This is a genomic window from Prochlorococcus sp. MIT 1341 (assembly GCF_034092415.1).
Lineage (GTDB): Bacteria > Cyanobacteriota > Cyanobacteriia > PCC-6307 > Cyanobiaceae > AG-363-P08.
In genome coordinates this window covers 858,064-870,591 of the sequence record NZ_CP139304.1, presented here as the reverse complement: position 1 = coordinate 870,591, position 12,528 = coordinate 858,064, and the positions used below count along the sequence as shown (strand labels likewise).

The following is a 12,528-nucleotide window of genomic DNA, read 5'->3' as shown; positions in this document are numbered from 1 at the left end:
AATTAATGCTCTAGATGTTTCATTGGACCGTTCAGGCTGCCTGTGCGGAACTGTTGGATATAAGGATTACTAGTTGTCCTAAATTCTTGAATGCTACCCCCCCATTGAAACTTCCCGTCATAAAGGATCATTACATTTTCTGCGCAACGCTCAATAGTGCTTTTTACATGGCTGACCACAATTGAACAACCTTTTGCGACTGTTGTTGTCTTTACTATTAGGTCCTCAATGCGTGTGGATGCCACTGGATCTAGTCCAGCAGTTGGTTCGTCATACAGCATCAATGGTTTGATCTTGTCATTTGTATTTGAGGAGTTCAAAAGTGCTCTAGCAAAACTCACTCGTTTTTGCATGCCTCCACTTAGTTGTCCAGGATGTTGATCTGCGACGTCATAAAGCCCTACTGCCTCAAGGCATTCATATACCCTGTCCTTGATCTCGTTAGATTTGAGACGCCCTCCTCTCATCAAAATAAATCCAACATTCTCTTCTACTGTTAGAGAACCTAGGAGAGCAGGATTCTGAAACACGAGGCGCACATCAGGCGGGGCGCTTTGGTCCAGCCTTAGGTACTCCTGCCTTTTGCCAAACAAAGTTAGCTCCCCTTTTGTGGGTAGCAAGAGTCCTGCCAGTAATCGCAAAACAGTAGATTTTCCACTTCCAGATGGCCCAACTATTGCCAATCTTTCTCCAGGTCTTAATTCAAGGTTGACGTCATCAAGTACTGGGGATGGACCCCATTGCATTGATAGGTTTCGCATCTCCACCACAGGGATGGCTTCAGTCACTAGATCAGCTCTATTGGTATATATAGACATCTTGCCTTGAATGTCCAACTCTGTAAGCCTTCTTAGAGTTGTGTTGTCATCTCCGTCTGAGTTGCCCCCTCTAAAAAAAAATTGACCTCGCCGAAAACACCTATCTCAGACTCTCGCGCCGCAAATGCGCAACGCCGCCTTCGAAAGCAGCGTCTTAAAAGACGGCGTGACCAAACCCTTAGGAATTCGCAGAAAAGAGACCTTTTATCTAGATCACGTAGAGCTATTAGTTGGCTGCTGCCTGGCTTGGTTGTAAAGAGATGGATGTTGACTTCTGGTATGGGGCTTTTATTGGCTCTTCTTGGCGCGGCTATTTGGGCAGACCTAAAGCCTATTTATTGGATGATTGAAACTTTGAGCTTGGTTTTAGCCGCAATTACCAAGGTTTTACCAAGGAGTATCACTGGACCAATTGTCCTGATATTCGGGGCAGGCCTTTTGTTATGGGGACAGAGTAGAAGTTTTGGCTCTATTCAGCGGGCGTTAGTGCCAGATAAAAGTACTGTTCTTGTTGATGCACTTCGTGCTAAGAGCAAACTAAACCGAGGGCCAAATATTGTTGCTATTGGAGGGGGCACTGGCCTTTCGACCTTGTTAAAGGGGCTGAAGAGGTTTAGTAGCAACATTACTGCGATAGTTACTGTTGCTGATGACGGGGGGAGTAGTGGTGTCCTTAGGAGGGAACTAGGGGTTCAACCGCCAGGTGACATTAGAAATTGTTTGGCGGCTTTATCTACGGAGGAGCCATTGATGACAAGGCTTTTTCAATATCGATTTTCTTCACGGGGGGTTTTGGATGGACATAGTTTTGGAAATCTTTTTTTATCGGCTTTAACCTCAATTACTGGAAGCTTGGAAACTGCTATTTCAGCTTCTAGCCGATTGCTAGCAGTTCAAGGTCAGGTTGTTCCTGCAACAAATGTGGATGTAAGACTTTGGGCTGAATTAGAAAATGGACAGAGATTAGAAGGGGAAACAGCAATCGGTAATGCGCCAAGTCCAATAGTTCGACTTGGCTGTATACCTGAGAGGCCACCTGCTTTGCCTACCGCAGTAGAAGCTATATCTAATGCAGAACTTATTTTATTGGGACCAGGAAGTTTATATACTTCGCTATTGCCAAATTTGCTTGTTCCAGAATTAGTGCAAGCAATACAACGTAGTAGTGCGCCGAAATTGTATATCTGCAATCTGATGTCACAGCCAGGAGAAACAGATGGTTTAAATGTCGAAGGCCATTTGAGGGCTATTGAGGCTCAGTTAGCAAGTTTGGGAATTACTCAACGTCTTTTTGGCGCAGTTCTTGCTCAAGATGCTTTAGGCCCTTCAGCTTTAGTGGACCATTACCGGGCTAGAGGGGCAGAACCAGTCAAATGTGATAAGGAAAGTCTGCTTCGGCAGGGATATGAAGTTATGGAGGCTTCTCTTCAGGGAGCGAGGCCTACAGCAACCCTGCGCCATGACCCTAAAAGTCTTTCAATTGCAGTAATGCGTTTTTTTAGAAATAACAAAAGAGACTTTTAGTAAGCATCTTGCATTTCGTAGAAATCTGGCTGCACGTAGTCTTTCCTAAGGGGCCATCCTTCCCAGTCTTCTGGCATCAACAATCTCTTTGGATGAGGGTGGCCATCAAAGTTAATGCCAAACATATCGAAAGTTTCTCGTTCTTGCCAATCAGAACCGCGGAAAAGGTTGTATAGGCTAGGTAAAGTAAGGTCTGAGTCTCTAGCTAAGAAAACTTTTAAACGAACTTCACGAAGTTTTTGACCTTTATCTGAAGAGGAGTCTTTATTAATAATTTCACTCATTGCAATTAAATGGTAGAAGCAAACAAGATTCATCCCAGGCCCTTCGTCATAGCCCCCTTGACACTGTAAATAATCAAACCCATTTGCTTTTAATGAGGAGGCAACATCAGACAGAGAGTATGGATTTACTGCTATTACTTCTATTCCAAGATTATCGGGTTCAAGAGGGGTATTTTCAAGACCTTGGCTTGTTAGCCAATTGCTGACTGGACCTGGCTGAGGGCCAACTGGGACATTTTCTTGGTTTGCATTTTCGATTGAATTTTCACTCATGACTTGTTTTATTTGATGGCTTTTTAAGGAGATCCTTAGAAATATCTTCTTCAAACTCCAGTTCTTCTAGAGTGCTGGCATGTAAGGGGGGCTTCTGACTCTCTGCTTTTAAGTATGCACCTGTTATTTGTGATTCTACCGTTTTCATTTTATGACTAACAGTAAAATATCTATGGGTTTGATTCATCCTTTCACGTTCCACAATTGATTCATTCCCAACTTTTTTGCGAAGTTTGATCACGGCATCAAATATGGCTTCTGGTCTTGGGGGACAGCCTGGTAAATAAAGGTCTACCGGGATTAATTTATCTACTCCTCTAACAGCTGTTGTGGAGTCAGCACTGAACATCCCACCAGTAATCGTGCAAGCACCCATTGCAATTACATACTTTGGTTCTGGCATTTGCTCGTAAAGCCTAACTAGTGCAGGCGCCATCTTCATAGTTACAGTCCCTGCAACTATTAGAAGGTCTGCTTGTCTAGGTGAACTTCTTGGGACTAATCCGAAACGATCAAAGTCAAACCTTGAACCAATGAGAGCAGCAAACTCTATGAAGCAGCATGCGGTGCCATATAGCAGTGGCCATAGACTGCTTAGTCGAGCCCAATTGTGTAAATCATCCAAGCTTGTAAGAATGATGTTTTCACTAAGCTCACTAGTTATTTGTGGAGTGCTTAAAGGGCTGCAGGTTGCCGCTCGAAGTTCACGGGCGGTGTTTATTGAAGGAGTGATTTTTGCCATCTGTTAGGTCCATTCGAGAGCGCCTTTGCGCCATGCATATGCAAGTGCCATAACAAGAATGGCAATAAAAATAAGTGCTTCGATAAAGGCTAGTAGGCCTAGTTTGTGAAATGCTACGGCCCAGGGATATAGGAAGACGGTTTCTACATCGAATATCACGAAAACCAAGGCAAACATGTAATACCGAATATTGAACTGGATCCAAGCTCCACCTATTGGTTCCATCCCTGACTCATAAGTCAGTTCTCTTTCTCCTGTTCTGCTTTTTGGTGATAGCAGCTTATTGGTTACTAATGCAAGAATTGGTACAGCTGCTGAAATCAGCAAAAAGCCTAGAAAAGCATCGTAACCGGGTAGAACAAACATAAAGAGGGTTGATACTTTATTAGTCTTGCATTAAATGCAAACGGTTTCCTAGATAGAGTTATAACGTCTATTGGAGGAGAGGTGAGCGATCAGATCAGGACATCAGCAGACAGACCACCTGAAGAGACAGGTGACGCTGCTCTCAACAAAAAATTGATTGAATTTGGCAATTCCAGAGGGTCATTAGATGCTTCAGTTACTCATCGTTTCGAGTGTAGAGACTGTGGTTATATCTATGATCCTGATGAGGGGATTAAAAAGTTTGGCATCGTCAAAGGCACTCCCTTCTTAGATCTTGATCCAAATACCTTTCGATGCCCTGTTTGCAGGTCAAGCACAACTGCTTTTAAAGACATTGGATCACGAGAACAGCCGAGTGGGTTTGCAGAAAATCTCAATTATGGTTTCGGAGCTAATAGTCTTACTTCGGGGCAAAAAAATGTTTTGATTTTTGGCGGCCTTGCTTTGGTGGTCTCTTTTTTCCTTTCCCTTTATTCCTTGCGGTGATTCAATTGAGTTTTATGAAACGCCTTTTATCAAGCCTTATTAATGTCTGTCTAGTTGTTTCACTTGGTTTTGTATTGAGTGGTTGTGTGACTACCAGACTCCCTATAGCAAGTTCCAGTCCCTGGGCTGAGATTCAATTAGAAACTGAGGCAAACCCTCTCGATTTAAGTTTTATTGATGCTGAGCATGGCTTCCTTGTTGGAACTAATCGTCTTATTTTAGAAACAACTGATGCTGGTAAGACCTGGGAAGAACGAAAGCTAGAACTCCCAGAAGGAGAGAACTTTCGCTTGATCAGTATTGACTTTGAAGGAGAGGAAGGATGGATTGCCGGACAGCCTGGTCTTGTTTTACATACAAGTGATTCTGGGAGCAATTGGACTCGATTGTTGCTTGGGGATCAGCTCCCAGGAGATCCATTCCTGATAGCTTCTATTGGCGCAGACTCTGCTGAACTTGCAACTACCGCAGGGGCTGTTTATCGAACAACAGATGCAGGTGCCAATTGGGAAGCCAGGGTTAATGATGCTGAAGGGGGCGTAAGAGATCTGAGGCGAGGTCCCGATGGCAGTTTTGTAAGTGTTAGTAGCTTGGGCAATTTCTTTGCGACTTTGGATCCAGGCGAAAATGCTTGGGCTCCTCATCAACGTGCAAGTAGCAAAAGAGTACAAAGTATGGGCTTCCAACCAGGAGGAGATCTTTGGATGCTTTCACAGGGGGCAGAAATTCGCCTTAATGATCAGCCTGGAGATGTTGAAAGTTGGAGGAAGCCCATTATTCCCATAACCAATGGGTATAACTATCTTGATTTGGCTTGGGATTCACAAGGTTTTATCTGGGCAGCAGGCGGCAATGGAACTCTTTTGGTTAGTAATGATGGAGGTGACACTTGGGAGGTGGACCCTGTGGGAGATATTCAGCCCACAAATTTGCTTCGTGTAATTTTTGATAACCGTACCGAGAATCAGCCAAAAGGCTTTGTGCTAGGGGAACGTGGCCATTTATTGCGCTGGGCTGGGTGATTTTTTTTCGTCTAATCCACAACGCTCTGTAACCATGACGCGTTTCATCTCACAGTCAGAGGGTTTAGCCCTATAGGATCACTAGGCTGATACGCGTGAGTCTATGGCTGCCGGCTCAACCGGGGAACGCCCTTTTTTCGAAATCATCACTAGCGTCCGTTATTGGATCATCCATGCGGTTACGCTCCCTTCAATTTTCCTTGCAGGATTCCTGTTCGTTTCCACAGGTCTTGCTTATGACGTCTTTGGTACACCAAGACCAGATGCCTATTTCCAGGCTTCTGAAAGCAAAGCTCCAGTAGTGAGCCAACGCTTTGAATCCAAGTCCCAACTCGACCTGCGCCTGAAATAAAGCCATGTCCCAATCTTCTACACCTCTTGTTTCACCACGGTCGTACCCGATCTTTACTGTTCGGTGGCTTGCCGTGCATGCCTTAGCAATTCCAACGGTCTTCTTCATTGGGGCCATTGCTGCTATGCAGTTCATTCGTCGCTGATCACTTTTACTCAAGATGCAAGTCAACCCGAATCCAAACAACCTTCCGGTTGAGTTAAACCGCACAAGCCTTTATTTAGGGTTGTTGTTGGTTTTCGTCATGGGGGTGTTGTTCTCCAGCTATTTCTTCAACTGATTTTTCTGAAAAACCATGAGTGCAAAACTGAAGGGACCAGACGGACGCATTCCAGATCGTCTTCCAGATGGACGTCCAGCTGTTTCATGGGAGCGTAGATGGACTGAAGGGGTATTACCTCTTTGGCTAGTTGCTACGGCAGGTGGAGTTGCTGTCTTCTTTGTTCTAGGAATCTTCTTTTATGGTTCCTATACAGGAGTTGGCTCAGCCTAAGCTCTCATTGTTTTACCAAGGCTCGAAATTGCAAAGGATTTAAAGTATTTTCTTTATAGAAAATTCTCTTTAAATATTATTCAATAACCTTATTGATGTTTTGCCTATTTCAATACATAGTCCTAAAAGCATAAAAATCCGCCAAGTTGGGTATTTGATATATCCTCTTGGTGTTTTTTTAATCTACGCTTTTAAAAAGTTAAATATTTTCCCGCTTATTAGTTAGGGTTTAATCTTACCCCCAATAAGGCTTCGTTAATAAATAAAGCTTTTCCTTAGTTTTCTCTGGGACTTTTCCCTTGGTTGTCATTAGGCCATCCTTTAAAGCATTATGTGCAGCACTTTTTGGCCTTAGTTCACCTACTTTCTGCGCGCTGGCCTGAACGATTGCAGTAGCAACTTTTGCATTAGCTTTTAGGTTTTCTATGACTTGTTCTACAGTGACATTGGCTTGTTCTGAATTCCAGCAGTCATAATCTGTTGACATTGCGAGAGATGAGTAAGCGATTTCAGCTTCTCTTGCGAGACGGGCTTCAGTGTGATTAGTCATGCCAATTACCGTGCATCCCCAACTGCGATAAAGGTTTGATTCTGCTCTTGTTGAGAATGCAGGGCCTTCCATTGCTAAATAAGTTCCACCTCTATGCAATTGTCTTCCTTCTGGCATCAATGATTCACCTGCTTCGGCAACAAGTCTTGAGAGGGTATTGCAAAATGGATCTGCCATGGATACATGCGCCACTGCCCCTCCCCCAAAGAAAGTTAGTGGCCTTTGATGAGTTCGATCTATAAATTGGTCTGGGATAACTATATCTAGTGGCCTTACTTGCTCTTGAAGGGATCCAACTGCTGAGGGGGAAATTATCCACCTGACGTTCAAGGATTTCATTGCCCATATGTTTGCCTGATATGGCACTTCTGTTGGTGTGAAACTGTGATTTCTCCCATGCCGTGCAAGGAAAACGACTTCTATCCCCCCTAGGTTGCCTAATCTAATAAGATCAGAGGGTTCTCCAAAGGGGGTTTTTATTTTTATCTCCTTTACATTTTCTAATCCTTCCATGTTGTAGAGGCCACTGCCTCCAAGAACTCCTAAACGAGCTTGGCTGAGATCTGGAATAGATGAGAAGGTCAAATAAGTAATTACAGCTCGTTAGTAATAATAGCTATTTGAGAATAGTCTTAATCAGAGATTTCATTGAATTGAAAACTTATCGATGGTGTCTTATTTCCTGCCCTTAAAATATTAATTTGTATTTTTCTTGCATCCTAAAGGAATAGTTATTTTGACCCATCTCCAACTCGCCAGATATTTAAGCCTGCACATCTTATTGCAGTTTTATCAGCAACTGCTCTTGCATCGAATACCCATGCTGGATGTCTCATTAGCGGAGCAAGACTTTCCCAATTTAGAGACTTAAATTCATTCCACTCAGTTAGGATTATAATCGCATCTGCACCAGAAATTGCAGAAACTACGTCATTTTTGTAACTCCATTTCCCTTCGGAATTCATGGCGTCTTGTGTTTTATAAGCTTGACTTAAATCTTCTTTGTTTTCTGCTAAAGCAAGACATTTTTTGATTTGTTCATTATTCACTTTTGGATCATAGATCGCTATTTCAGCTCCTTCTTCTAAAAGATCTTTGGCTATCATTATTGCAGGAGATTCACGTGTGTCGTTTGTATCAGCTTTAAATGCAAATCCTAGTATGGCTATTTTCTTTGTAGCAACAGTGCCGAAGAGTTTTTGCACTACTAGTTGCGCAATTCTTGCTTGTTGCCAGTTGTTTAATTTCACCACATTTTCCCAGTACTCTGCAACTTCTGGTAACCCAAAATATCGACATAGGTAAGCAAGATTTAGGATATCTTTCTTGAAGCAACTCCCTCCAAAGCCAGGCCCTGAATCGAGAAACTTAGAGCCTATGCGGCTATCTGTGCCGATCGCATTTGCGACCTCTCTGACATCAGCTCCCGTTGCTTCACATAAAGCTGAAACAGAATTTATTGAGCTAATTCTTTGTGCTAAAAAAGCATTCGCAGTCAGTTTTGCAAGTTCACTGCTCCATAGGCTAGTTCGCAATATCTTTTCATTAGGAACCCATTGCAGGTAAATATTTGCCAATGCTTCAACTGCACTTTCACTTTCCCCACCAATTAATATTCTGTCCGGGTTTTCTAAGTCAACTATTGCAGTCCCTTCTGCTAGGAATTCTGGGTTAGATAAAACCTCGAAGGTTTTAAGTTCGCCAGAATTTCTGTTATCTCTTTGAGGAGAACTAAGGATCGATTTTATTACTTCGGCTGTGCGAACGGGCAGTGTACTTTTCTCTACAACTATGGTATTCCCTCTTGAACATTGTGCTACTTGCCTTGCGCAAGCTTCTACCCATCTGAGATCACTGGCTTGTCCAGCCCCAACACCTTTAATTTTTGTTGGTGTATTAACTGAGATAAAGACCATATCGGCATTGGCTATGGACTCTTCAATATTTGTTGTGAAATGAAGATTTCGGCCTCTCGCTCTTGCTACTACATCATCCAAGCCCGGCTCGTATACAGGTAATTTACTTAAATCAGAATCGTTCCAATCCTTTATACGGTTTTCATTGAGGTCGACTACATTGACTTGAATACTGGGACATCTGTCTGCAATGACGGCCATGGTTGGCCCTCCTACATAGCCTGCCCCTATGCAGCAAATGTTTTTAATGTCAGTACTAATCATCTAAGTAGTTTTGTTGTTTTGTAATTCATTTGCAAGCAAGGTGTTCATGATGCTTTCCAGATCATCCAAAGGGTGTAATTGTCCATTTTTTAAAAGCTCTTCTTTTTCTGATGAATTTTGAAGAAGCTTTAGAGGAGCTTTACCAGCTTTCACCTCATCATCTCCTATCACTAACGCCCATTTTGCCCCACTACGGTTCGCCCTTTTAAATTGCTTGCCAAATGCTGCACTAGAGCAGTCCAATTCAACTTTAAATCCTCTTTCTCTTAATTTTTGCGAGATCACTAAAGCTTTTTTTTCAGCATCCTTACCTTTGTTCACCACAAAGATATCAGGAGGGAGTTCTTTTGTGAGTAAGGTCGCTTTGCTTGATGGATTTTCTCGCGAAGATTCTTCAATTAAAAGAATTAGCCTTTCAATTCCAATAGCCCATCCAATAGCTGCAGTGGGTGGGCCACCAAGTTGTTCGACTAATCTGTTGTATCTACCTCCACCACATACAGTGGCCTGCGCCCCTAGTTGATCACTAGTGACTTCAAAAGCTGTGTGGTCGTAGTAATCGAGCCCTCTTACTAGGCGCTCATTCAGTTTGAAGGGGATTCCTAACTCTTGAAGATGTTCTTGAACGCTCTTAAAACGAATCTGACTTTCTTCTGAAAGGGAGTCTTTTAGTTTGGGCGCATTTTTTAGTAATGATTGAGTTTGAGCGTTTTTGCTATCCAGAATTCTCAAAGGGTTTTTAAATAATCTTTTTTGGGAGTCAGGATCTAATTGCGATTGTCGTAAGTGCAGCCATTCAAAAAGTTGATTACGAAAGTTTCTGCGATCTTCTGTGTTGCCAAGACTATTCATTTCCAGTGTTAATTCACTGAGGCCAAGATCTTTTAGAAGATTCCATGCAATAGCAATAACCTCAGCATCGCTTCTAGCTTGGTTGAGGCCAATGTATTCGACTCCTATTTGATGGAATTGTCGCTGTCTTCCTGCTTGTGGACGTTCATATCTAAACATTGGCCCTCCATACCAGAGGCGTTGAATGCCTTGACTAAGTAGTCCATTCTCCAAGACAGCCCTTACTACGGATGCTGTCCCTTCAGGGCGGAGAGTACAAGATCTATCTCCTCTATCTGAGAATGAATACATCTCTTTCCCTACAACGTCTGTTTCTTCTCCAATCCCACGAGAAAATAATTCGGTTGCTTCAAGTAAAGGAGTTCGAATTTCTTTGATACCTGCGCGAATGAAGTGTGCCCGGGCTATGGCTTCTACTTGTTGCCAGATTGAAGTCTGTTTAGGTAACAGATCAACCATTCCTCTGAGTTTTCTGAGCTGGCTCACATCTCTCCTGCGGTTGTGAAAAGTGCCTTAGTAAAGTTCATTAATTGAGAAGAGATCACCAGGCTCTGTAAACAATACGCCCAATCATTTCGCGTAGTGCAATTGTGCTCAAATTTAGAGAGCTTGCATTAGGAATCCACTGAAGTGGGTCTTCCCATCGGCTCCCCGCCCATTTCCCTTTTGTTTTGAAGTCCACTGGGAATGGAAGAACGACTAAGCCTTGTTGTTCAAATAGCCTTTTGGCTCGCTGCATATGGAAGGCGCTTGTTACGAGTAGAACCCTTGTGCTTAAAGGATAGTCTGAATTTTTTATTAGTTCTTTAATAGCCGAAGCTTCTTCAGCGGTATTTCTTACAGGTGGAGTGGTTTGCAATGCCCTAGCGGGTATTCCAATTAGTCGAGCTTCTTGTATATAAATTTGGCCTTCGGGTGATAAAGCTGGGTAAAAGGGATTAACTCCTCCAGTAAATAAAATTCTTGGAGCTTTAGTAGCTTTATAAAGTTGTACTCCAGCTGTGAAACGATCAGGGTCACTCCATTCGACGATTTGATCAGCCCCTGGAGCCGGATGAAGTGACCCACTTAAAACAACAATTGCATCTGCCAAAGGTGCATTGTTTATGCTTCTTCTTTTCCAAGGAGATTCGACAAATTGAAATATAGTTGAGCTAATTATTCCTGTTGAGAAGCTCCAAAGAATTAGCAAAGATGAGATTATCACCTTTCTTTTCCTAGAGAAAACTGCAACAAATAAGAGTGTTAAACTTAAGCCAAGTGGCATTATTAACAATGGGAGAATTTTGCTGAGGATATAGGCCATAAAGTCTGCTTATCTTGGCGAAGGTAAAAACCATTCACTATTTTTTCTCTTAATAGGCTTATTAAGTAGGTATTCATATTGTTCGAGAGTTCTTTCATTTATAATTGAAACTTGAAATTCAGCCATAACTTTTTGTCGTGCTGCTTTTCCAAATTTACGTGCAAGATCAGGGTTCTCGATAAGGAGACGAATGGCTAGGGTTAGTGCACGTGCATCTCTAAGGGGCACTATTAATCCTGAGCGTCCATGGTCTACAACATCTCTACATCCAGGAGTATCAGTAGTGATAATTGGTCGTTCCATTGAAGCTGCCTCGATAAGAGACCTGGATAAGCCTTCCCTCCAAGACGGAAGAACTACCAGATCACATGATGCATAAAGTGTTCGCATGTCGCGAACATGACCAAGACAACGGATTTTGGATTGTGTTTGTAAAACGGCAATTTCTTCTCTAGATAGCGAGCTGTGATTACTTTTATCTAGATCACCCGCAAGGAGTAATTCAAAGTTGCAATTCTCAGACCATAAAGTTTTGCATGCTTCAAGGACTTCTAGAAGCCCTTTTTGTTTTATTAGTCTTGAAGGAAATAGTATTTGTATAGGGTCTTGAAAAAGTCCTGCTGAATCTTTAAGGGGCTTAAATTTTTCAATATCAACTCCTGATCCATGGATTAGCCTTGAATTTTCAGTATTTGTAATTCCTAGTTGAATTAGTTTTTCTTGGTCATCTGCATTTTGGAAGACTACAGTTGATCTTCTGGCTTTGAAAACGCCTCTGTAAATAGGCTCTAAGCTTCGCCGAAGGATTTGATGACGCTTGCGTTTACCTAGGAAAATATGCCCAAGGCCGGTTACAGCATTTATAACTCGATATACTCTTGATAACTTCGCAGATATGGTTCCATACAGACACGCTTTAATAGTAAAGTGATGAACTAAGTCTGGTTTATTACGCCGATATATTTTTATGAGGTTTAAGAGTGCTTTTGCTTCGATAAAGGGGTTCACTGAGCTGCGAGAAACTTCCCAATTGATAACTTTGAAGCCTTCTTTTTCAATTGCATTTGTATATTTGTCATGAGGTGCAACAACAGAAACATTGTACCCTTTTTTACGGAGATCCAGTAACAAGGGGAATCTGAAGTTGTATATATACCAACTGGTATTTGCTACAAGTAGTACTCTAGGCATGTCAATCAAAAATCTCTTTTGAAAAAGTTGAAGAGATGCCTCTTGATGTCTCCTCGAAGGGATGCGGT

16 protein-coding genes are annotated in these 12,528 nt (G+C 42.4%); 7 read left to right on the top strand and 9 right to left on the bottom strand.

Features of this window, described 5'->3' with window-relative positions; genetic code table 11:
- Positions 1 to 2 precede the first annotated feature (2 nt).
- On the bottom strand, positions 3 to 746 hold the full coding sequence (locus SOI84_RS04425) for an ABC transporter ATP-binding protein (protein WP_320675355.1): 744 nt from the start codon (positions 744 to 746) through the stop codon (positions 3 to 5).
- A gap of 153 nt (positions 747 to 899) precedes the next feature.
- On the opposite strand from SOI84_RS04425, the gene SOI84_RS04420 reads away from it, so the two are divergent.
- The gene (locus SOI84_RS04420; protein ID WP_320675196.1) at positions 900 to 2,342 is read left to right on the top strand and encodes a gluconeogenesis factor YvcK family protein; all 1,443 of its coding nucleotides are present in this window, start codon (positions 900 to 902) and stop codon (positions 2,340 to 2,342) included.
- On the opposite strand, the gene SOI84_RS04415 is transcribed toward SOI84_RS04420, so the two are convergent.
- From SOI84_RS04415 to SOI84_RS04405, 3 genes are read right to left on the bottom strand one after another with little or no spacing between them, the layout of a single operon-like run.
- The gene (locus tag SOI84_RS04415; RefSeq protein WP_320675195.1) at positions 2,339 to 2,899 is read right to left on the bottom strand and encodes an NAD(P)H-quinone oxidoreductase subunit J; all 561 of its coding nucleotides are present in this window, start codon (positions 2,897 to 2,899) and stop codon (positions 2,339 to 2,341) included. The two genes, SOI84_RS04420 and SOI84_RS04415, sit on opposite strands and share 4 nt — an antisense overlap.
- Entirely contained in the window at positions 2,892 to 3,641 is a 750-nt protein-coding gene (locus SOI84_RS04410; RefSeq protein WP_320675194.1) for an NADH dehydrogenase subunit K, read from the bottom strand. The genes SOI84_RS04415 and SOI84_RS04410 overlap by 8 nt, the downstream gene beginning before the upstream one ends.
- 3 nt (positions 3,642 to 3,644) lie before the next feature.
- Positions 3,645 to 4,007, bottom strand: a complete 363-nt coding sequence (locus tag SOI84_RS04405) for an NAD(P)H-quinone oxidoreductase subunit 3 (protein ID WP_320675193.1) — start codon at positions 4,005 to 4,007, stop codon at positions 3,645 to 3,647.
- A 153-nt stretch (positions 4,008 to 4,160) separates the two neighbouring features.
- Between SOI84_RS04405 and SOI84_RS04400 the strand changes: the two genes are divergently transcribed.
- The 6 genes from SOI84_RS04400 to SOI84_RS04375 all read left to right on the top strand — a co-directional run bounded on the left by SOI84_RS04400 (position 4,161) and on the right by SOI84_RS04375 (position 6,381).
- Positions 4,161 to 4,514, top strand: a complete 354-nt coding sequence (locus SOI84_RS04400; protein WP_320675354.1) for a rubredoxin — start codon at positions 4,161 to 4,163, stop codon at positions 4,512 to 4,514.
- Positions 4,515 to 4,528: 14 nt separating this feature from the next.
- Positions 4,529 to 5,536: a photosynthesis system II assembly factor Ycf48 gene (locus tag SOI84_RS04395; protein ID WP_320675192.1), complete on the top strand. Its 1,008-nt coding sequence runs from the start codon at positions 4,529 to 4,531 to the stop codon at positions 5,534 to 5,536.
- Positions 5,537 to 5,639: 103 nt separating this feature from the next.
- The gene (psbE, locus tag SOI84_RS04390) at positions 5,640 to 5,888 is read left to right on the top strand and encodes a cytochrome b559 subunit alpha (RefSeq protein WP_320675191.1); all 249 of its coding nucleotides are present in this window, start codon (positions 5,640 to 5,642) and stop codon (positions 5,886 to 5,888) included.
- Positions 5,889 to 5,892: 4 nt separating this feature from the next.
- Positions 5,893 to 6,033 carry a cytochrome b559 subunit beta gene (gene psbF, locus SOI84_RS04385; RefSeq protein ID WP_320675190.1) on the top strand — a complete coding sequence of 47 codons (141 nt, stop codon included), beginning with the start codon at positions 5,893 to 5,895 and terminating at the stop codon, positions 6,031 to 6,033.
- Between the two features lie 15 nt (positions 6,034 to 6,048).
- Positions 6,049 to 6,168 (top strand): photosystem II reaction center protein L, encoded by a 120-nt coding sequence (locus SOI84_RS04380; RefSeq protein ID WP_320675189.1) that lies wholly within the window; start codon positions 6,049 to 6,051, stop codon positions 6,166 to 6,168.
- A gap of 15 nt (positions 6,169 to 6,183) precedes the next feature.
- Positions 6,184 to 6,381 (top strand): photosystem II reaction center protein J, encoded by a 198-nt coding sequence (locus tag SOI84_RS04375; protein ID WP_320675188.1) that lies wholly within the window; start codon positions 6,184 to 6,186, stop codon positions 6,379 to 6,381.
- Positions 6,382 to 6,616: 235 nt separating this feature from the next.
- On the opposite strand, the gene mtnP is transcribed toward SOI84_RS04375, so the two are convergent.
- From mtnP to SOI84_RS04350, 5 genes are all read right to left on the bottom strand, one after another.
- Positions 6,617 to 7,516 (bottom strand): S-methyl-5'-thioadenosine phosphorylase, encoded by a 900-nt coding sequence (mtnP, locus tag SOI84_RS04370; protein ID WP_320675187.1) that lies wholly within the window; start codon positions 7,514 to 7,516, stop codon positions 6,617 to 6,619.
- A 146-nt stretch (positions 7,517 to 7,662) separates the two neighbouring features.
- Positions 7,663 to 9,111: a nucleotide sugar dehydrogenase gene (locus SOI84_RS04365; protein ID WP_320675186.1), complete on the bottom strand. Its 1,449-nt coding sequence runs from the start codon at positions 9,109 to 9,111 to the stop codon at positions 7,663 to 7,665.
- On the bottom strand, positions 9,112 to 10,449 hold the full coding sequence (gene hisS / locus SOI84_RS04360; RefSeq protein WP_320675185.1) for a histidine--tRNA ligase: 1,338 nt from the start codon (positions 10,447 to 10,449) through the stop codon (positions 9,112 to 9,114). It abuts the gene before it with no gap.
- Positions 10,450 to 10,504: 55 nt separating this feature from the next.
- Positions 10,505 to 11,269, bottom strand: coding sequence for a YdcF family protein (locus SOI84_RS04355; RefSeq protein WP_320675184.1), 765 nt, complete (start codon positions 11,267 to 11,269; stop codon positions 10,505 to 10,507).
- Between the two features lie 9 nt (positions 11,270 to 11,278).
- Positions 11,279 to 12,460, bottom strand: coding sequence for a glycosyltransferase family 4 protein (locus tag SOI84_RS04350; RefSeq protein WP_320675183.1), 1,182 nt, complete (start codon positions 12,458 to 12,460; stop codon positions 11,279 to 11,281).
- Positions 12,461 to 12,528: the final 68 nt, after the last annotated feature.

Coding starts and splice junctions, on each gene's coding strand:
- SOI84_RS04405 (WP_320675193.1), bottom strand. CDS start 4,007: ATGTTTGTTCTACCCGGTTACGATGCTTTTCTAGGCTTTTTGCTGATT.
- SOI84_RS04355 (WP_320675184.1), bottom strand. CDS start 11,269: ATGGCCTATATCCTCAGCAAAATTCTCCCATTGTTAATAATGCCACTT.
- SOI84_RS04410 (WP_320675194.1), bottom strand. CDS start 3,641: ATGGCAAAAATCACTCCTTCAATAAACACCGCCCGTGAACTTCGAGCG.
- SOI84_RS04425 (WP_320675355.1), bottom strand. CDS start 746: ATGCAATGGGGTCCATCCCCAGTACTTGATGACGTCAACCTTGAATTA.
- SOI84_RS04350 (WP_320675183.1), bottom strand. CDS start 12,460: ATGCCTAGAGTACTACTTGTAGCAAATACCAGTTGGTATATATACAAC.
- SOI84_RS04365 (WP_320675186.1), bottom strand. CDS start 9,111: ATGATTAGTACTGACATTAAAAACATTTGCTGCATAGGGGCAGGCTAT.
- SOI84_RS04375 (WP_320675188.1), top strand. CDS start 6,184: ATGAGTGCAAAACTGAAGGGACCAGACGGACGCATTCCAGATCGTCTT.
- SOI84_RS04380 (WP_320675189.1), top strand. CDS start 6,049: ATGCAAGTCAACCCGAATCCAAACAACCTTCCGGTTGAGTTAAACCGC.
- psbE (WP_320675191.1), top strand. CDS start 5,640: ATGGCTGCCGGCTCAACCGGGGAACGCCCTTTTTTCGAAATCATCACT.
- SOI84_RS04395 (WP_320675192.1), top strand. CDS start 4,529: ATGAAACGCCTTTTATCAAGCCTTATTAATGTCTGTCTAGTTGTTTCA.
- SOI84_RS04415 (WP_320675195.1), bottom strand. CDS start 2,899: ATGAGTGAAAATTCAATCGAAAATGCAAACCAAGAAAATGTCCCAGTT.
- psbF (WP_320675190.1), top strand. CDS start 5,893: ATGTCCCAATCTTCTACACCTCTTGTTTCACCACGGTCGTACCCGATC.